The sequence below is a fragment of the Campylobacter hyointestinalis subsp. hyointestinalis genome, assembly GCF_013372145.1.
Classification (GTDB): domain Bacteria; phylum Campylobacterota; class Campylobacteria; order Campylobacterales; family Campylobacteraceae; genus Campylobacter; species Campylobacter hyointestinalis.
Genome location: NZ_CP053827.1, coordinates 653,829 through 672,603 on the forward strand (window position 1 = coordinate 653,829; position 18,775 = coordinate 672,603).

The 18,775-nt window shown below is 34.1% G+C and carries 15 protein-coding genes; 12 read left to right on the forward strand and 3 right to left on the reverse strand.

Annotation, left to right across the window (positions count from 1 at the left end):
• Positions 1-29: 29 nt before the first annotated feature.
• The 3 genes from CHHT_RS03520 to murJ are packed head-to-tail and all read right to left on the reverse strand — an operon-like array spanning position 30 to position 4,508.
• On the reverse strand, positions 30-1,748 hold the full coding sequence (locus tag CHHT_RS03520; RefSeq protein WP_034962864.1) for an ABC transporter ATP-binding protein: 1,719 nt from the start codon (positions 1,746-1,748) through the stop codon (positions 30-32).
• Positions 1,745-3,124 carry a cysteine--tRNA ligase gene (gene cysS / locus CHHT_RS03525; protein ID WP_034962791.1) on the reverse strand — a complete coding sequence of 460 codons (1,380 nt, stop codon included), beginning with the start codon at positions 3,122-3,124 and terminating at the stop codon, positions 1,745-1,747. The genes CHHT_RS03520 and cysS overlap by 4 nt, the downstream gene beginning before the upstream one ends.
• Positions 3,111-4,508 (reverse strand): murein biosynthesis integral membrane protein MurJ, encoded by a 1,398-nt coding sequence (murJ, locus tag CHHT_RS03530; protein ID WP_034962793.1) that lies wholly within the window; start codon positions 4,506-4,508, stop codon positions 3,111-3,113. Before murJ ends, cysS begins: the two co-directional genes overlap by 14 nt.
• A 347-nt stretch (positions 4,509-4,855) precedes the next feature.
• Here murJ and CHHT_RS03535 point away from each other — a divergent pair, with 347 nt between their 5' ends.
• The 12 genes from CHHT_RS03535 to CHHT_RS03585 all read left to right on the forward strand — a co-directional run bounded on the left by CHHT_RS03535 (position 4,856) and on the right by CHHT_RS03585 (position 18,771).
• Positions 4,856-6,757: a DEAD/DEAH box helicase gene (locus CHHT_RS03535; RefSeq protein ID WP_064019702.1), complete on the forward strand. Its 1,902-nt coding sequence runs from the start codon at positions 4,856-4,858 to the stop codon at positions 6,755-6,757.
• A 239-nt stretch (positions 6,758-6,996) separates the two neighbouring features.
• Entirely contained in the window at positions 6,997-7,275 is a 279-nt protein-coding gene (locus CHHT_RS03540) for an EexN family lipoprotein (RefSeq protein WP_147513118.1), read from the forward strand.
• Between the two features lie 3 nt (positions 7,276-7,278).
• Entirely contained in the window at positions 7,279-7,401 is a 123-nt protein-coding gene (locus CHHT_RS09110; RefSeq protein ID WP_255199061.1) for a hypothetical protein, read from the forward strand.
• Positions 7,402-7,634: 233 nt separating this feature from the next.
• Positions 7,635-8,201, forward strand: a complete 567-nt coding sequence (locus tag CHHT_RS03545; protein ID WP_034962795.1) for a molybdopterin-guanine dinucleotide biosynthesis protein B — start codon at positions 7,635-7,637, stop codon at positions 8,199-8,201.
• Position 8,202: 1 nt separating this feature from the next.
• Positions 8,203-9,045, forward strand: coding sequence for a class 1 fructose-bisphosphatase (locus CHHT_RS03550; protein WP_115600596.1), 843 nt, complete (start codon positions 8,203-8,205; stop codon positions 9,043-9,045).
• Positions 9,038-9,367 (forward strand): hypothetical protein, encoded by a 330-nt coding sequence (locus CHHT_RS09115; RefSeq protein WP_034962799.1) that lies wholly within the window; start codon positions 9,038-9,040, stop codon positions 9,365-9,367. The genes CHHT_RS03550 and CHHT_RS09115 overlap by 8 nt, the downstream gene beginning before the upstream one ends.
• Before the next feature lie 25 nt (positions 9,368-9,392).
• The gene (gene metG / locus CHHT_RS03560) at positions 9,393-11,282 is read left to right on the forward strand and encodes a methionine--tRNA ligase (protein ID WP_034962802.1); all 1,890 of its coding nucleotides are present in this window, start codon (positions 9,393-9,395) and stop codon (positions 11,280-11,282) included.
• Positions 11,282-12,259, forward strand: coding sequence for a hypothetical protein (locus CHHT_RS03565; protein WP_034962805.1), 978 nt, complete (start codon positions 11,282-11,284; stop codon positions 12,257-12,259). The genes metG and CHHT_RS03565 overlap by 1 nt, the downstream gene beginning before the upstream one ends.
• A gap of 11 nt (positions 12,260-12,270) precedes the next feature.
• On the forward strand, positions 12,271-12,909 hold the full coding sequence (locus CHHT_RS03570) for a Crp/Fnr family transcriptional regulator (RefSeq protein ID WP_034962808.1): 639 nt from the start codon (positions 12,271-12,273) through the stop codon (positions 12,907-12,909).
• A gap of 100 nt (positions 12,910-13,009) precedes the next feature.
• Entirely contained in the window at positions 13,010-13,567 is a 558-nt protein-coding gene (locus CHHT_RS03575; RefSeq protein ID WP_232051103.1) for a cytochrome c3 family protein, read from the forward strand.
• Positions 13,568-13,580: 13 nt separating this feature from the next.
• Positions 13,581-14,930, forward strand: coding sequence for a multiheme c-type cytochrome (locus tag CHHT_RS03580; protein ID WP_034962810.1), 1,350 nt, complete (start codon positions 13,581-13,583; stop codon positions 14,928-14,930).
• Between the two features lie 280 nt (positions 14,931-15,210).
• Entirely contained in the window at positions 15,211-18,771 is a 3,561-nt protein-coding gene (locus CHHT_RS03585) for a S8 family serine peptidase (RefSeq protein WP_074898803.1), read from the forward strand.
• Positions 18,772-18,775 lie beyond the last annotated feature (4 nt).

The window sequence follows — 18,775 nt, forward strand, 5'->3', positions numbered from 1 at the left end:
ATTCTACCCTAGAAACCCTAAAATATCTATTAAATAAGATTGCCTAATTTTAATTTTTTATATACCAAACATTCGTTTTCCAAACTCTCATCATTGCCAAATCCAACTATCTTTCCCTTATCTAAAACGGCTATTTTATCGGCATTTTTTACCGTGCTTAGGCGGTGAGCTATAACAAATATTATTTTATCTTTACTTAAATCTTCTATGGCTTTAGTGATCTCTTTTTCACTTTCATTATCAAGCGCACTTGTCGCTTCATCAAATATGAGAATTTGTGGATTTTTATATAAAGCTCTTGCGATCGCTATCCTTTGGCGTTGTCCACCACTCAAATTTGCTCCAAACTCATCAAGCACTGTATAAATTCCTTCACTAAGATTACTTACAAAGTTATAAGCATTGGCTAGTTTTAAAGCTTTTATGACTTTTTGTTCGTCGAATTCTCCGCTATAAGCTACATTTGCTGCGACAGTGTCATTAAATATATAAACTCTTTGAGTGACTAAACCTATATGATCTCTTAGATCTTTTAAGCCAAACTCGCAGATGTCGTTTTCATTTATAAGAATGCTTCCACTATTTGCGTCGTAAAATCTCATAAGTAAATTTATAAGAGACGTTTTTCCTCCGCCGCTTCCTCCGACTATGGCTATCATCTGTCCTTTGCTTGCCTTTAAGCTTATACCGTTTAAAACTTTAATCTCTCCGTAGGCAAAATGCACGTCTTGCACGGTTAAAGAATTTATTACTTGAGGGAATTTAGTACTTCCGCCGACTATACTAGGAGCAAGATCAAGAAGATCGAAAGTTCTCTCACTAGCAGCTACTGCGTCTTGCATTTTGTTATAAAGACTAGAAATCCTTTTTATAGGAGTGTAGAGCATAAAAAGCGCAGTCAAAAACGAGAAGAAACTTCCTACGCTAAGACCGCCATCTATGACTTGTTTTCCGCCTATGATGATAACTGTTGCTATGCCTATAGAACCTAAAGTTTCCATCATAGGACTTACTAGTTCGTTTATTTTTACGCTTTTTAAATTTAGTTTGAAGAAGTTTTCGTTGTGTTTGTCAAATCTATCTAATTCTCTATTTTCGGCATTATTTGCTTTTATGATCTCTATGTTTGAGAAAATTTCACTTAAAACAGAGCTGATGTCGCTTGTTTGTTCTTGAGATCTTCTTGAGATCTTCTTCATTTTTTTTGCTAAAAGTGAAAGTGGATACACTGCTGCTGGGAAGATAACTAAGGCAAAAAGAGCTAAAAGTGGACTTTGGTATATGACGACAGCCAAAAGTCCTATGATAGTTATAAGCTCGCGAGCGAGTTCTGGTATGATATTAGAAACTATGCTTCTTATGCGTTCTATATCATTCGTGTTTCTACTGATAAGCTCACCTGTTCTAAATTTGTTGAAAAAGCTCATATCTAAAAATAGTAGATTATCTAGCAATTTATGTCTAAATCTTTTTACCATATCTTGTCCGATGTAAGCCGTAAAGTATGCTTGCAAGTATGTTCCAAGGCTTTTTACAAAGTATATCGCTATGATAGCATAAGGCAGAAGATAAAGTAGATCTTCGTTTTTTTCTACAAATATTTTATCAAGTACCGGTTTTACTAGATACGCTGAAACTGCAGTTCCCACGCTTGCCATTATCATACCTAGCAAGACAAAACCAAACTGCGCAATATAATCTTTAAAATACGGCGAAAATCTTTTGAAAATATCTATAACGCCCCTCATATTTTCTCCCACATAACGCCATTAGCGGTGTCCATGATAGATACGTTTAAATTTGCAAGCTCGGCTCTGATCATATCTGCTAAAGCAAAGTTTTTATCTTTTTTAGCTTTGTTTCTTTGCTCGATTAAGCTTAAAATTCGTTCTTTTTCCTCGCCATCTACTCCCCATTGAAACCACTCGAACTCATCAGCATAGCCTATTCCTAAAAGCTCTTTTATAAACTCTAAATTTGCAACAGTAACTGCTTTAAAAGCTTTGTTTTTTGGCTCATTATCCAGAGTTTGATTTGCTAAGTTTATCATCTCGTCGATGATGCCAAGACTTGCTGAGATATTTAGATCATCTCCCATAAACTTAAGCAAATCGTTTTTAAGCTTATCATCTACGTTTGAAGCAGGTATTTTGCCAAGTCTCTTTTTCAGGCGGTAAATTTTATCAAGACGTTTTTTGCTTGATTTTAGATCTTCTATATTGTAGTTAAAATTTGCTCTATAATGACTGCTCATAAGATAAAATCTAAGAGCTTCACCAGGAACTAGCTCAAGAGCGTCTTTTATAAAAAATGAGTTTCCTAGACTTTTACTCATCTTTTCGTTATCGACTTGTATGAAACCATTATGCATCCAGTATTTTGCAAGATTTTTATGTTTTGCACATCTACACTGTGCGGCTTCATTTTCGTGATGCGGAAAAAGTAGATCTGCGCCTCCTGCGTGGATATCTATCTCAAATTCGTCGTTTCCTACAAAATGTTTTTGTATCATTGCTACACATTCGCTGTGCCAACCAGGTCGTCCTTTTCCAAAAGGGCTTTCATACCATTTTTCATCGAATTTCCAAAGAACGAAATCTTTAGGATCTCTTTTTTCATCACTACTTTCTACTCTAGCTACTAAATTCTCATCTTTTCTACCACTTAGGCTTAGATAATTTTCATCTTTACTAGTATCAAAGTAAATTCCATCATCAAGTTTATACGCAGAGCCGTTTTTTACGAGTTCGCTTATATAAAGTATGATATCATCTAAGCTAGTAGTCGCTTTTGGACTAATGCTAGGTTCTAAAACGTTTAAAGCACACATATCGGCTTTATATCTGTTTATATAGTGGTTTGTTATATCTTCTAGGCTCTTATTAGATTCACTCATTTTTTTAAGAATTTTATCGTCTATGTCGGTGAAGTTTTTTACAAATTTTACCTTATATCCAAGAGCTTTTAAAGTGCGGCGAAGCAGATCAAAGCTTATGCTGCTTTTTGCGTGACCTAAGTGAGCGTCATCATACACAGTAGGTCCGCATACGTAGATATTTGCTTCATTTTCTCTTATAGGTTTAAATTCGACTTTTTGTTTTAAAACGCTATCATAAATTTGCATAAATAATTTCCTTGATAAAGGTGATCAAACCAGCAAAAATAACCCCACTTAAAATAGTTATTGCGGTTTTTTTGCTTAGGATTATATCTAAAAACTCTCTAAAACCAAAAATAAAAATAGCATAACCAAACAGATACGCTCCAGATAGCGATCCAGCGAGTGCTAGTCCCACAGCTCCAAAAGGCTTAAATAAAATAAGGCTTAAGGCTATATTTATAACTAGCGAATATACTGAAATTTTTGCTGCTATGCGTTGTTTCATATTTGCGTAAAGCCAAAGCGAAAATAGCTTGTAAAGCCCATACGGAAGCAGTCCTAACATATACATCTGTAAAACTTTTGCTGCTTCAAGAGTATTTTGCTTATCAAACTCGCCGCGTTCAAATATCAGCCATATAATCTCATTTGCTAAAATTACACCGCCTATAGTAGAGAAAAGTAGTAGGAAAAATAGGACGTGAAAGCTTTTGTCCAGTAAAAATTTCGCGTTTTGTGTATTTTGTGCTTTGATCTGTTTTGAAATTTTTGGAAATATTGCAGTGCTTAAAGCGATAGCAAAAAGTGCGAGTGGAAGCTGAAAAATTCGGTTTGCATAGTAAAGATAGCTGATGCTTCCAGCTACTAAAAAGCTAGCTATAAACGTAGAGATAAAATCGCTTAGTTGATTTGCGCTGCTTCCTACAACGCCTTGAGAAAAATTTATCCAAAATCCTTTGCTAGAAGCTCTTTTTCCTTTGATAAATTTATATACGCCAAGTGTTAAAAGCTTCATCAAATTTAGCCTTTTAAGAGCGATTAAGTGAGCTAAAACTTGAAGTATTCCACCAGCTACAACGCCCCAGCTAAGATATCTCACTGACTCATTTGGTGGTAAGTTATAAGCCAAAAGTAGTGCTACTATCATCGCTAAATTTAGTAGAGCAGTACTAAAAGCAGTCGTGCTAAAATGATTTTTATACTGCAAAACAGAGGCGAAAGTAGTTACGCTAAATATACAGATGAGATACCAAAAGTTTATTCGCACCAATGGAACGGCTAGTTCTATAGTTTTATCATCAAATCCAAAAGCTAAAAGTTTTGTAACAAACGGTGCGAAAATCATCACGCCAAGACTTAAAATAAGCATAAAAGAGATAAATTTTAAAAGCACTTCAGCTAGAAAAAGCCCTTTATGGCTAACTTTTACGAAATTTGGTAAAAAGCTTTGAGTAAAAGCTCCCTCTCCAAAAAGTCGTCTAAATAAATTTGGTAGTTTAAATGCTACAAAAAATATATCGCTCCACACGCTTGCCCCAAGAGCAAAAGCAGTCAGCAAGTCGCGAACAAGCCCTAAAACACGCGAAACCAAGATCCCAAAACTATTTGTAAAAAAGTGTTTTAACATAAACTCCGCCAAAAAAATTATTGTTATTTTAAATAACAAATGAAAACTTTGTTTATTATATCTTTGGTTTGCTAAATTCGGTATTTAAATTTACTGTAAATTAAGGTCAAATTTATAAAAATCATAAATTTTTACTTAAATTTAAAAATATTTTGCTAAAATAAGTCTTGTTTTTAAGTATAATTAAAGCAAAATACCCAAAAGAGTTTTTGACCGACGACAATTCAATAATTCCACACTATATGATTGCTTTTTGAGATTCTCTTTATATTTTAGTTTTATAAGATCAAACTTATTTTTACAAATTTTTAAGGCTTTAGCCTTTAACACAAAAGGAATAAATTTTTATGTTATTTTCAGATTTCGATCTAAGCTCTGCTATTTTAGAAGCATTAAAAGAGCTAAATTACGACGCTTCTACGCAGATCCAGCAAGTCGCTATACCTGCGATAATGCAAGGAAAAGATATCTTAGCAGGAGCTAGAACAGGTACAGGTAAAACCGCTGCATTTGCCTTGCCTATATTGGAAAAATTATCGTCAAAAGACCGCAACAAAAAGCGTCCTCAAACTCGTGTTTTGATACTAGTTCCTACAAGAGAACTTGCAAATCAAGTCACGCAAAATATCAAATCTTACGCGAAAAAATTACCGTTTAAAACTTTGCCTATATTTGGTGGAGTTAGCTCTTACCCACAAATTCAGGCTTTAAAAAGTGGTATAGATATCGTGGTGGCGACTCCTGGCAGACTTTTGGATCTTGCTTTACAAAACGCTTTAAACTTAGAACACATCGACACATTAATATTTGACGAAGCTGATCGTATGTTTGATATGGGATTTATCCACGATATAAAAAGTATCGTTAAAATGTTACCTGATAATAGACAAAATTTGCTATTTTCCGCGACGTATCCAAGCGAAGTTATGGCGCTTTGCAACTCTATGCTAAAAGATCCTGTGCGTATCCAGATAGAGGAGCAAAATAGCACTGCTTTAAACATCATACAACGTGTGATTTTAGTAGATAGAGATAAAAAAATGGAGCTTTTAAACGAAGTTTTTGGAGTGGAAGACATAGATCAAGCTTTAGTTTTTACTCGTACTAAAAAAAGTGCGGATAAATGCTCGTCTTATCTACATACTTTGGGCTTTAGCGTAGCTGCTTTGCACGGAGATAAAAGCCAAGCTGTTCGCTCAAAAACGCTTGAAAAGTTTAAAAACGGCAAAGTCAAGATATTAGTCGCTACAGACATAGCAGCGCGCGGACTAGACATAAAAGAGCTTCCATTTGTCGTAAATTTAGAGCTTCCAAATGTGCCTGAAGATTACGTTCATAGGATAGGTAGAACAGGACGCGCTGGAAATGACGGCGTTGCGATATCTTTGGTTTGTGTTGATGAGTTTAAGTTTTTAATCGACATTGAAAAATTGATAGATAAAAAGCTTATAAGAGAGAGTTTTGCAGGTTTTGAAGCTGATCTTAGTGTTAAGCCTCAGCCTATCAGACGCGGACAAAATATGAACAAAAGCTCTGAACGTCCACAACGAGATGGCAAAAACGGCAATAAAATAGATAAAAAAGAGAGAAAGCCAAGAGAGTTTGGCAGTGATAAAAAAGACGAGTCAAAACGCAGTAGAAAAAGAGACGATTTTAAGGGCGAATTTAGAGACAGACCAAAAAAAGACGATAAAAGAAGCTTTGATGATAAAAGATCTAAATTTGGCTTTGATAAAGACTTTGGCGTAGATGAGCGTGAGACTAAAAAAGACGGCGATTTTAAACGTAAATTTAAAAAAGACGAACCAAAACGAGAATACAGAAGAGACAGTGCTAATGCTGAATTCCCAAAAGGTAAAAAAGAATTTTCTAGAAATAGTCATACAAAAACGTCAGATAGTAGTTTTGATAGCGAAGCAAAGAAAGAATTTAAATTTAAAAAAGATGATAAAAAATTTGGCGAGAAAAAGCCTTTTGAAGATAAAAAGAAATCATTCGGCGATAAAAAATCTTTTGATGACAAAGATAAAAAATTTAGTGGTGAAAAGAAATTTGGTTCTGATAAAAAGCCTAGAAGTAGCGACAAAAGTTCTGATGAGAAATATTCTGATAAGAAATTTAGCCCTAAAAAGAAATTTGCAAGTGACAGACCAGACAGAAACGATAAATTTGCTAAAGACGGCTCAAAACCAAGAGCTTCAACCAGACCACGCAAACCACAATCTGATAAAAAATCCCCTACAAAATAGATATTTTATAGCGATTTAACCAAATTTAGCATTATGAAAATAGTGCTAAATTTATTTTTATTGAAAAATAAAAATTAATATCGAGTATATATAAATATATTAATATAAATATTGTATAATTTTTATTTTTAATTGATTTACTAATATCGCTTCTATTTTGTTTATTTTTATTTTATGAAAATAAAATAGATTTTGAAAATAAATTGCTTAAAAATATTAAAACTTTTAGAAGAAACAAAATGAAATTTTTAACACCTGTGATTGGCTCTTTAGTAGTAGTTGGATTTTTATTTGGTTGTAGTGAAGAAAAAGCTAAAACAGTAGAGTACTATAAACAAAATATACCTGAAGCAGAAGTTAGACAAAAAGAGTGTAAAGCAGCTAAAGAATTAACTCAAATTCAAATAGAAGACTGCAAAAATGCAGGAGCTGCACTCTATGCCGAATCATTTAAAAAAGGCACTGGTACTCATAATCTAAGAAGTTTAGAAGAGTCTAAAAAAAAGTTAGGTTTCTAAAAAATGAATAATGATTTCTTTCAAAAGCTCGGTGATAGTATAAAAGATGTCCTTGAAGTTATTAAACAGGCTTCAATGAGTGATCAAATAACTCAAATTATAAAAGCTAAGAAAGTAGCGGCATAGTTTTATTTATTATTTAAATTTATTCCTTTTTATATATTATTTGATTTATTTGTAATTGTTGTAGGTTGTTATGGTTGGAATTTATTTTTTATACTAAAATTATAATAAATAAATTCATCATATTAAGATTTTTAAAAACTACAAAAATGCTTTATATACAATTTTTGATACAATAAACCATTTTTTATGATTATTTCGCTAAAATATATCCCAAAATTTAACAAGGATATCTTATAAAACGTTTAGCTGTGGCAGTTTCTGGTAAAAGTGGAAGCGGTAAAACAACACTTATCGCTAAAATCGCCGAAAAGCTCATATCCAAAGGCTACAAAGTAGCTATCACAAAACACGATCCTGGCGATAAGGCTAAATTTGATAAAGAAGGAAAAGATAGTTATCTTTTTAGCTCACTTGGCGCGGACGTCGCAGTAGTAAGCCCAAAACGCACTACTGTGCTTTTGCAAAGCGGACTTTTTGGAGGGAGTGAGCGTGTAGGCTCAGAAGCTCACGACAATAAAACAGAGGAATTTTCACCTAGTAAAACAGAGTGTGAGAATGACTTAAATAAACTTATAGGCTATTTTGGTGAGTTTGACTATCTCATAGTTGAGGGGCTTAAGTTTATCCCGCTTCCACGCATTACAGTTTTTAGAGATGAGATTGATGAGAGATATAAGCCATTTAGCGATGCTTACGTTACAAATTTAGACGGTTTGAGCGACGAAAATAAACCTAAATTTGGGCTTGACGATATAGAAAATATCATAAAATGGATAAATAATAATGCAAAAAGGGTATAAAATGCAAGAGATCATAAAAACGATAGAAAAAATCGCAGTTAAAATAAGTGAAGAGCTAAAATATGCCGACCTTGGCTACACAGATCACGCAAACTCCACAGGCGATACTCAGTTAAAACTTGATGTCAAAAGCGACAACATCATCACACAAGAGTTTATAAAAGTTTCGAGCGTAAGATCACTCGTAAGCGAGGAGAAAGAAGATGCGCTTGACATCCATAAAGATGGCGAGTTTATCATCGCTTATGATCCTCTTGATGGAAGTAGCTTAGTCGATGTAAATTTCGCCGTCGGAAGTATTTTTGGTGTATATAAAAACGAGTTAAAACCATCAAATTTAGTAGCAGCGATCTACTGTATTTATGGACCTAGACTTGAGATGGTAGTGTGTGAAGACACTCCAAAACTTTACCGTTTGGATAGAAACGGAAGCTTTAAATTTATAAAAGATCTAAGCCTAAAAGAAAAAGGCAAACTAAACGCGACTGGCGGTACTCAAAAAGGCTGGAGCGAGACTCATAGAAACTTCATCAAAGCTCTATTTGATGAGGGATATCGCCTTAGATATAGTGGCGCTATGGTTAGCGATCTGCATCAAATTTTACTTAAAGGCGGCGGACTTTTTAGTTATCCAGCTACGACTGACGCACCAAATGGAAAGCTTAGGGTAACTTTTGAAGTCTTGCCTTTTGCTTTTATATATGAAAGAGCAGGCGGTGCTACTACAAATGGAAAAAACAGGTCGCTTTTTGATATAAGCTTAGAAAAAATCCACCAAACAACGCCTTGTTTTTTTGGATCAAAATATGAGATAAACAGGCTTTTAGAGTTTTACAATGATTGAATTAAAAGAATTTAAAAATATCGATGAAGATTTTTACGAGAGTAAAAAACAAGATTTGCAAGAGTGTCGAAACGAAAATGTTAAAGATATGACAAAAAGTTGCTCAAACTGCTCTAAAGTATTTTATTGTGATAAGATAAAAGAGTTTGTAGAGCTACGATTTCAGATAACTATTACAAAGCTTAAACAATGTCAAGAAAGCAATTCTTTAAACAGTTGTATGAGCTGCGAGCTATTTTTTATGTGTCAAAATAGAAAAAATTATGTCGATGCCACTTATGAAAAGATGAACGAGGGTCGCGGCGGCGAGTTTGACTTTTAAATTTAACTATAATAAGGAAAAAATAATGAAAAAATATATAACTTCACCTATTTATTATGTAAATGACGTACCGCATATCGGTCACGCATATACAACCATTATAGCCGATACTATGGCTAGGTATTATCGCTTGGTAGGATATGATACGTTTTTTTTAACAGGTACTGACGAGCATGGTCAAAAGATAGAAGAGGCCGCTAAAGCACACAATAAAACACCAAAAGAGTATGCTGATGAAGTGAGTGCTAAGTTCAAATCGCTTTGGGATAGTTTTGATATAAGCTATGATAGATTTATCCGCACTACTGATGAAGATCACAAACTAACTGCACAAAATGCATTTATGAAAATGTATGAAAAAGGAGATATCTATAAAGGCGAGTATGAAGGCAATTACTGTGTTAGTTGTGAGAGTTTTTTTCCTACAAAAGATCTTATAGATGAAGAGTTTTGTCCTGATTGTGGTAAAAAAACCCGTATAGTAAAAGAAGAAAGCTACTTTTTTAAACTATCTGCCTATCAAGAAAAACTTTTAAAATGGTATGAAAAAGACGGCTGCATACTTCCAAAAGGCAAAAAAAATGAAGTCATAAGCTTCGTAAAAGGTGGTTTAAAAGATCTATCTATCACTAGAACTAGCTTTGAGTGGGGAGTGAAGCTTCCTAGTAGTTTAAATGAACCGCGCCATGTGATGTACGTGTGGCTGGACGCTCTCATAAACTATCTTTCAGCGCTTGGTTATACTACTGATAACAAAAGAATGGATTATTGGAACGACGCGATGCATTTAGTCGGAAAAGATATCTTAAGATTCCACGCCGTGTATTGGCCTGCATTTTTGATGAGTTTGGAGCTTCCTCTTCCTACTAGCGTGGCTGCTCACGGCTGGTGGACGAGAGATGGCAAAAAGATGAGTAAAAGTATAGGAAACGTAGTAGATCCTAAAAAAGTTGCAGATGCTTATGGGCTTGAGGCTTTTAGATACTTTTTGCTTCGAGAAGTACCATTTGGTCAAGACGGCGATTTTTCTCAAAAAGCTCTTATGGATCGCATAAATAGTGAGCTTAGCAATGATCTAGGAAATTTACTGAGCCGTATAGTCGGAATGAGCTCAAAATACTCAAACTATGATATAAATAAAGAAAACGTGGCTAAGTTTTATTTAGCAGAGCTAGAGACTGCCAAAACTCATCTTGAAGGTGCTATAGAAGCTATAAACGAAGTAGCTACAAATCGTTATTTAGAGGAACTTTGGAAAGTTTTAAATCTAGCAAACGCAAGCGTGGCAAAGTACGAACCTTGGAATTTGATAAAAGAGGGCAAAAGTGATGAGGCAAACGCTTTAGTCGCTTTGGTGGCAAATTTGCTTGCAAAAGTTGCCGTGCTACTAAGTCCTGCTATGCCAAAAAGTAGTGAGAAAATAGCTAAAACTTTGGGTTTTGAGATAAATACTAAGACTTATAATGACATTATTTTAAAAAATGAGCTTTTAAACTTAAAATCAAGTAATACAGAACCTCTTTTTACCAAAGTAGAATCTGAACTAATGGCACCGCCCACACTTCAAAAAATAGAGCCTATAGAAAATAAACAAGAGATAAAAATCGACGACTTTAAAAAATGTGTGATAAAAGTAGGAACTATCTTAGAGTGTGATAATATCGAGGGTAGCGATAAGCTTTTGAAGTTTAAAATCGATCTTGGCGAAGCTAATCCTCGTCAGATCATAAGCGGTATCGCTAAATTTTACGAGCCAAAAGATCTGATAGGAAAGCAAGTTTGTGTTTTAGCAAACTTAAAACCGGCTAAGATATTTAAACACTTAAGCGAAGGAATGATACTTAGCGCAGAAGATGGTAAATTAGCGCTTCTTAGTACTTTAGCACCTGTAAAAAACGGAAGTTTAGTAGGATAATGCGTATAGAAAATCTAACTCGCCTTGTTGATGGAGAGCTGCAAAATAGCCCAAAGATAAGTATGGTGAGTGGATTTTGCATTGATGCGAATCTAGCTAAAAACGGTTTTGCTTTTATAGCTTTTGACGGTGATGAAAACGAAGTAGAAAAAGCTATTGCAAATGGCGCTTATGCCGTTATCTTTGATACGAAACTAAAAGTTTTAGAAAGCGAAATAGCATATATAAAAGTAGATAGCTTAAACCTATGTTTGCTTCGTTTGATACGGTTTTTTGCTACGAGTAAAGAGATAAACTTTATCTGTGTAAAAGCCGTTGAGTTTTGTATATTAAAGCATTTGACGATACCAAAAAAAGTAAAATTAATCGGTTCTAATCTGCAAAATATATTTTTAGAAATTCTAGAAGCTGAGCAAAATAGCATATTTTTTTGCCCCCATTTACAAGTGCTAGAAAAATTAACTCCTAGCTTTTCGTATTTAGAAGATGAAAAAGCTGTTCTTATAAATAAAAGTTCTATCTTTTTTACAAATGCCTTGCTTGCTAAAAACTACTATCAAAACATTATATTTCCATATATTTTTGCAGATGAACTATCTAAAATAGCACGCTTTTTTATAAGTAAAAATATAGATTTTAAATTTAAAAACATAAATGATTTTCCACATTTTAAGCCTTTGTTTATAGATAGATTTTTTTGTATGAAACCATTTGGTAGCACCGAAAGAGCTTTTATAGTAGAAAATGATGATGAGTTATTTATCAAAGAAGCTAACTTTTTAAAGTCTAAATTTAGTGATGTTTTGATATGCGTACCAAGTACGCAAAACTTAAGTTTTGATGCAGATTTTATTTTTAATGATATAAAAGAGCTAAAAAATTTAAAAGATTTTAGATACGCTCTTGTCAAAGCTGAGTTTGAAGAGCTAAGCGCTATGCTAAATGAAAAAATAAACGAAGAAAGTTTGTTTGAGTAAAGGAATAAATTTTGATAAAGCAAATCCCATTTTTTACAGATCTAAATGAAGAAGAGATAAAAAAGCTTGAAAATATCTCTGTTTTAAAAAACTATAAAAGAGATGAGTTTTTATTTATGGAAGGCGAAGAAGCAAAGTGGTTCAATGTACTCTTAAAAGGAACTATAAAAATTTATAAAACAACTCCAAAAGGCAAAGAGATATTTCTACATACGATTACTCCGATCTCTTTGGTGGCCGAACTAGTAAATTTTGAAAATATACCTTATCCCGCTAGTGGTATATTTTTAAGCGATTCTGAGGTTCTAAGGATAAATTATCACAAATTTGAAACAGAATTTTTACAAAATCCAAAAATTTGCTTTAAACTTTTAAAATCTATGGCTTCAAAACTTAGAATTATGAACAATGTGTTACAAAATGAACTAACCCTTAAAAGTGATGCAAAAGTAGCAAAATTTATAGTAGAAAATCATGAGCTATTTTCTACGCTAAAACACGTTCAAATAGCGTCTATACTGAATATTACGCCTGAAACTTTTTCAAGAATCATCACGCAATTTAAGCAGCAAAATCTGATTAAATTTGATGATAACCTTAATCTTGTATTTAAAGATAATGAAAAACTTATAAATATTTTTAATGCATAAAAACTTTCTTATAAATTTATTTACTTTTTTATTTTCATTTTGTTAAAAATATGTTAGAATACCGTTCTAAATTGTAGAAAAGAAATTTTCTAGGGAGGGAGTGGAGTTGAGAAAGACAAAGCTTTTTACTATAGCTATCTTTATTATAGGTGGCTTAGTTGGCCTTGGATTTGCTCTTGGTATAGCACAGTTTATGTATGTGACTGGTGGAGATAAGTTTTGCACATCTTGTCATGTTATGGAACCTATGGTTGGCGCGTATAAAAACGACATTCACGGCGGAAATAACAAAGTTGGATTTAAAGCAGAGTGCGTTGCTTGTCACTTACCACATGACAACATAGTTAAATATACGTATCAAAAGGCTGTTAATGGTATAGTTGAAGGTGCCATTACTCTTTTTGGCAACCCAGAAAAATACGACTGGGAAGCTAGAAGAAAAGAGTCTAAGAGATATGTATATGACAGTGGTTGTATGCACTGCCATGGTGATATAAAAAATGTTTCTTCACAAAATATGAAATCGTTTTTGCCGCACCGTGATTATTTTGCCAAAAACATAAACAAAACTTGTGTCGAATGTCATGAGCACGTCGGGCACAAAAATCTTGGTTTTCACCTTAAAGCTAAATTTGGTGATTTAAATATTACAAAGTAAGGAGATTAGCAAAATGCTTAAAAAATTAGTTTTAGCATTAACCTGTTTTGCCGCTATGGCTTATGCTGATAGCGTTGGAAATATCAATCTTACAAAGACAATGAAGGTTGATAGAAGCTTAAGCCCATTGGCTAAGCAATGTGTGGAGTGTCACGCTGATAAAACTCCGGGTATCGTAAATGACTGGAAAAGTTCACGCCATGCTCACGCTGGTGTAAGCTGCTTGGATTGTCACGCAGTTCCAGCTGATAGCCCTATGGCGATCAAAAAAGAGCACCCAAAAGATAGTGGTAATCACGTAAGTATTTTAGTAAGCCCAAAAACTTGTGCTAAATGTCACTCTAAAGAAGTTGAAGAATTCCAACAAAGTGGTCACGCAAGAGGCGGAGTTCAAATGTTTGCTAAAAAAGGTATGATAGATCTAATGTACCACTATGAGGGTAGAGATCATCCAGATCTTAAAGATTCTCCGTCTGCAACTGGTTGTATACAATGCCATGGTATGGAGATCAAACTAGATAAAGAAGGTTATCCAGTTCCTGGTAAAGGCTGGCCAAACTATGGTATCGGTAATGCTTATCCTGATGGTAGCGTAGGTAGTTGTAAATCTTGCCACTCAAGCCATACATTTGATATGACTGAAGCTAGAAAACCATCTGCTTGTGCATCTTGCCACCTTGGACCTGATCATCCAAACATCGAGATCTACAATAACTCAATGCACGGAAAGATCTTCAATGCTGAGGGCAATAAATGGAAATGGGATAGCGCTCCAGATACTTGGGACGTTCCAGACTATAGAGCTCCAACTTGTGCTACTTGCCATATGAGTGGAATAGGTGATCTAAACACTACTCACAATGTTAGCTTACGTCTAAAATGGAATCTATGGGCTCCACATAGCAAACAAAGAACAGGCGGTTTCGAAACTGCTGCGTTTGAATATGCTAAATCTGGTAAAATGACAGCTGGTAATGTACTTGCAGGTAATCCAAAAGGACCTGAGGCTGCTAGAACTGAGATGAAACAAGTATGTAAATCTTGTCACTCAACTAAATCAACTGATTCATTCTTTGTAAGTGCTGATATGCATGTTGAACTATACAACAACTATCACACAGACGCTAAAAAAATGCTTGATGACTTGAAAGCAAAAGGTCTTCTAAAAGCTGATGAGTGGGCAGATGAATTCCAAAGAATTTACTACCACTTATGGCATCACGAAGGTCGTCGTATGAGAATGGGTGCTGTAATGGGCGCTCCTGACTATGCTCACTGGCATGGTGTATTCGAAGTACAACAAGACATCAGAAAACTACAAGATATCTATGATGCACGTATCAAAAGCGGCAAAATAGAATAGTCTTTTTCACTTCACAAAAAAAGCCTCGCTATTTGCGGGGTTTTTTAAATTTATATCATTGAAACCATACAATCTCTTTTAAAATTCTCATTTTATTTTTATTAAATTTAGTTTTGAATCTGATTTTTATCAAAAATATTTAATTTTTTCGATTGTATTTATAAGCATACATAATATATTTAATTTAAATTTAAGTTAAAATTTATTAAATTTGCAAATTTAATTTTAAATATTTAAATTGCTTTCCAAAGTCGATTTAGGCTATGGAGAAGAGGTGCAAATGAATAAAATTTCAAAAATCACATTCTCGTTAGTATGTGCAACGGTTTTATTATCAAATGCAAATGCATCAATACAGGCGAATGAAGTTGCTGATAAATTAATCAATCTTGATAAGGCAAGACAAGAAAATCCAAATATAAACGGTTCTGGTATAGTGGTCGGCGTAGTTGATAGTGTGTTTAATACATACAATCCTATCTTAAAAGATAAACTAATAGGCTCGATCAATAATAATATTGACCCAGAGCGTTTTGGTTCGCATAAATCCACTATGCTTCACGGCACTCAAGTAGCATCGCTTATAGTCGGTAATGGTGATGAGCTAAAAGGAGTAGCAAACGGTGCTAAATACTATGGATTAGCCTATCTAAATCCAAGTCCATCATACAATGGTAATCTCAAAGCCGATGTAGAAAAAATGATACAAAGCGGCGTGAAAGTTATAAATCACAGCTATGTAAGCGATGGATTTGCTCTTATAAATCGCAAATGGGATGATGGCTTAGAGTTTATAGATAAAAGTAATCAAAATAGCAATGCCATAAGTTATGCAGAATTTCAAAAACTTATCCAAAGTGATATAAGCCTAAAAAGAGCACAAATTTTGGCCGAACTTTCCAAACAATATGGTATCTTAAATGTCGTAGGTATAGGAAATGACGGCTTTATCTCGCCTAGAGCAAACTCTATTTTACCAAGCTATGATGAGAGCTACCGCGGACTTTTGGCAGTCGGCGGCGTAAATGCGGATAAAATTTCTACCCAAAATGACGGAAAGTTTAAAATCAGCGGCATTACAGAAGAAGACTGGAAAGCAGTAGCAGGTAAATGGAGTGAAGGAAGTGGCGATAAAAGTAAAACAATCCTAAACGAATTAATAACAAAACAGGGTATTTTTAGTTATAGCAATTTTTTTAAAGGCGGAGCGTCGCTTTATGGCGTTGTAGCTCCTGCTCAAAACTTAACTACCGCAAATGGAAGATATAATTACAAATATTATGAAGATGGAGAAAAAATAGATAAAGAACTAACGATAAATAGCTCTTCTGGTACTAGCTTTGCGACGCCACTTGTTAGTGGAGTTGCAGCTTTAGTAGAGCAAAAATTTCCATTTTTAAAAGGTTCGCAAATCGCCGATGTAATCTTAACTACGGCAAATACAAACGTCACGCTTCCAGAACTAATTGTTACCAGAAATGTTGGTAAGACTGGAACGGCGAATTTTTATAGTGTTTTTTATATAACAAAAGATGTTCCAAAAAATGGCAATGATGTAAATTTAGACCAGGTTAAGCAAGATTTAATAAAAGCAGGATTTAAAACAAGTGATAGTGATAGTACGATAGCAAAATACATTATAGACAATCTATTAAAAAGCAATGCGGACGTAAGCTCTAAGGATAAAACATATCCTATATCAGTAGTTAAACTAAGCAAAGAAGAGATCATTGGTAGTGGTATATTAGACGCTCAAAAAGCCTTAAAAGGTTTGGCAGCTATAAATATAAATCGCTTAAATTCTAATGATATCCAAGAGTTTGACGACGGTAATGGAGTTAAAAAGTATTATGCATTTTACACTATAGATACTAAAGGGCAAAACGGTGAATTTGCTTTTACGAATGATATAGATGAGATAAAATGGGATGAAAAGTATCATCTAAATGATGCTATAAACTCTCTTAAAAGCGACAGTCTTGTAAATACAAATTTATCTACTCTCGAAGCTGGATTTATAAAAACGGGAAATGGAACGCTTAAATTTAGCGAAAATACTTTAAGATACAACGGACCTACGATATCACGCGGCGGAGCTTTGGAGCTTCATAACGTCACTGCTGAAAATACGGCACTTTATGCGGACAAAGGTGGTAAGATTTTGATATCTGGCGATAAAACTAGCGTAAAGAAAAATTTATATGCCATTAACGGTGGTGAAGCTAAAATCGTCGGAAAGCTGATAAATGGTGATGTTTTTGCTAAAAATGGTGGTATGATAAGCGGAACAGGAACTATAGCTAAAAACCTTATAAATGAGAGCGGTATCGTTATGCCAGGTAGTGCAGGGCAAGTAGGCACTCTAAATGTAAGCGAAAAATATACTCAAAATAAAAACGGAAATTTATATATAAATTTCAATGACAAGTCAAATTCAGATATTATCGCTACAAATTACGATATACAAGGCGGAAATTTAGTTTATATCCCGCTTAGTGGGCAGTTTTTTCAAAATGGACAGGAGATTGCTATTAAATTTGACAAACTTGAAAATGACAACAATTTGGATAAATTTGATATCATTAATGTGCAAGATACAAGCACTCTAGACTTTGAGCTCAAAGACAAAAACGATAAAAAAACTATAATAGTAAGCATCAAAGAAAACGCTTATGAACCGACAAATGGTACTCAAGACGCGAGTAAAGTCATCTCGCAAGCCTTAAAGCAGATCAGAGAAATGCCAAATTTAAGCAAGAATTATCAAGATTTTTTTGGTAGATTAGATACAACAAGTCAAGACGAAAAACAAGAAATTCTATCTAGCACAAACCCTGACTATGCGCTCTCAAACACGAAAGATACGCTAAATTTCCAAAACAGATCTATGCTAAATAATATGTCGTTTTTGGTAGGAAATTCTATGAGCAGTTCTGCAAAAATAGCAGCGATAGCTAAAAATTCACAATTAGCTCTTATCAATAGCGATATGACGGATAATATAGTTTATGATATCTTGCAAAGCTATGGGGCGGCTTTAAGCCAGAGCGAAATTTCTAGCAAGGTCTCATACTCGCATTTTAAAGGAGATACATATAAAACAGATACTTACTCTGTGGATCTAAGCGCTAAAAAATGGGTAAGCGATGATGTAAAACTAGGAGCGTTTTTAAACTACTCTCATCAAAAAGGAGACTATAAATTCGCAGATGTGACGAGCCAAATAGTGTCCGTAGGCTTAAGTGGTTTGAAAGATTTCGAGTTTATAAACTTGATAGGCGGTGTAGATGCTGGAGTAGCGTTTAACGATATGAAGCGCCAAATTTCAGCGTCAAATACAGAGTTAAACGCAGACTATAAGGGGTATTTTATCTCAACCGAGCTTGGTATCTCAAAGGATTTTGTTATAAATGATAGCTTTACTTTGACGCCGATCTCGATCTTGAACTATATATATTCTAAACAAAACGGTTTTGAAGAGAGTGGAAATATACTAGCCAAAGGTTATCAAGATATAAACTTAGATACGTTAAACTTAAGCATGGGCGCGAATTTGGCATATAACTTTACTAGTCAAAACAATACCTTTACGACGATAAACGGTTTTGCATTTTACACAAGACGTCTAAATGATGATAATTTTGCAAGCAAAGAGTATTTTATAGATGCGAGAGATAAAATTTGGGTGCAGAGTTATAAGCTAAATAAAGATAGCGTTTATTTTGGTATCGATACGAATATCGAAAAAGGCAATAAATTTATTAAATTTCTTATTTCCAGTGAGATAGCAAAAAATGAGCATAGCGTAAATGCAGCTATCACAGCGGGACTTAAATTCTAAAAAA

What these genes read in the sequence shown, in the direction of transcription:
- CHHT_RS03520 (WP_034962864.1), bottom strand. Translation starts at nt 1,748, where the DNA reads ATGAGGGGCGTTATAGATATTTTCAAAAGATTTTCGCCGTATTTTAAA.
- cysS (WP_034962791.1), bottom strand. Translation starts at nt 3,124, where the DNA reads ATGCAAATTTATGATAGCGTTTTAAAACAAAAAGTCGAATTTAAACCT.
- murJ (WP_034962793.1), bottom strand. Translation starts at nt 4,508, where the DNA reads ATGTTAAAACACTTTTTTACAAATAGTTTTGGGATCTTGGTTTCGCGT.
- CHHT_RS03535 (WP_064019702.1), top strand. Translation starts at nt 4,856, where the DNA reads ATGTTATTTTCAGATTTCGATCTAAGCTCTGCTATTTTAGAAGCATTA.
- CHHT_RS03540 (WP_147513118.1), top strand. Translation starts at nt 6,997, where the DNA reads ATGAAATTTTTAACACCTGTGATTGGCTCTTTAGTAGTAGTTGGATTT.
- CHHT_RS09110 (WP_255199061.1), top strand. Translation starts at nt 7,279, where the DNA reads ATGAATAATGATTTCTTTCAAAAGCTCGGTGATAGTATAAAAGATGTC.
- CHHT_RS03550 (WP_115600596.1), top strand. Translation starts at nt 8,203, where the DNA reads ATGCAAGAGATCATAAAAACGATAGAAAAAATCGCAGTTAAAATAAGT.
- CHHT_RS09115 (WP_034962799.1), top strand. Translation starts at nt 9,038, where the DNA reads ATGATTGAATTAAAAGAATTTAAAAATATCGATGAAGATTTTTACGAG.
- metG (WP_034962802.1), top strand. Translation starts at nt 9,393, where the DNA reads ATGAAAAAATATATAACTTCACCTATTTATTATGTAAATGACGTACCG.
- CHHT_RS03565 (WP_034962805.1), top strand. Translation starts at nt 11,282, where the DNA reads ATGCGTATAGAAAATCTAACTCGCCTTGTTGATGGAGAGCTGCAAAAT.
- CHHT_RS03580 (WP_034962810.1), top strand. Translation starts at nt 13,581, where the DNA reads ATGCTTAAAAAATTAGTTTTAGCATTAACCTGTTTTGCCGCTATGGCT.
- CHHT_RS03585 (WP_074898803.1), top strand. Translation starts at nt 15,211, where the DNA reads ATGAATAAAATTTCAAAAATCACATTCTCGTTAGTATGTGCAACGGTT.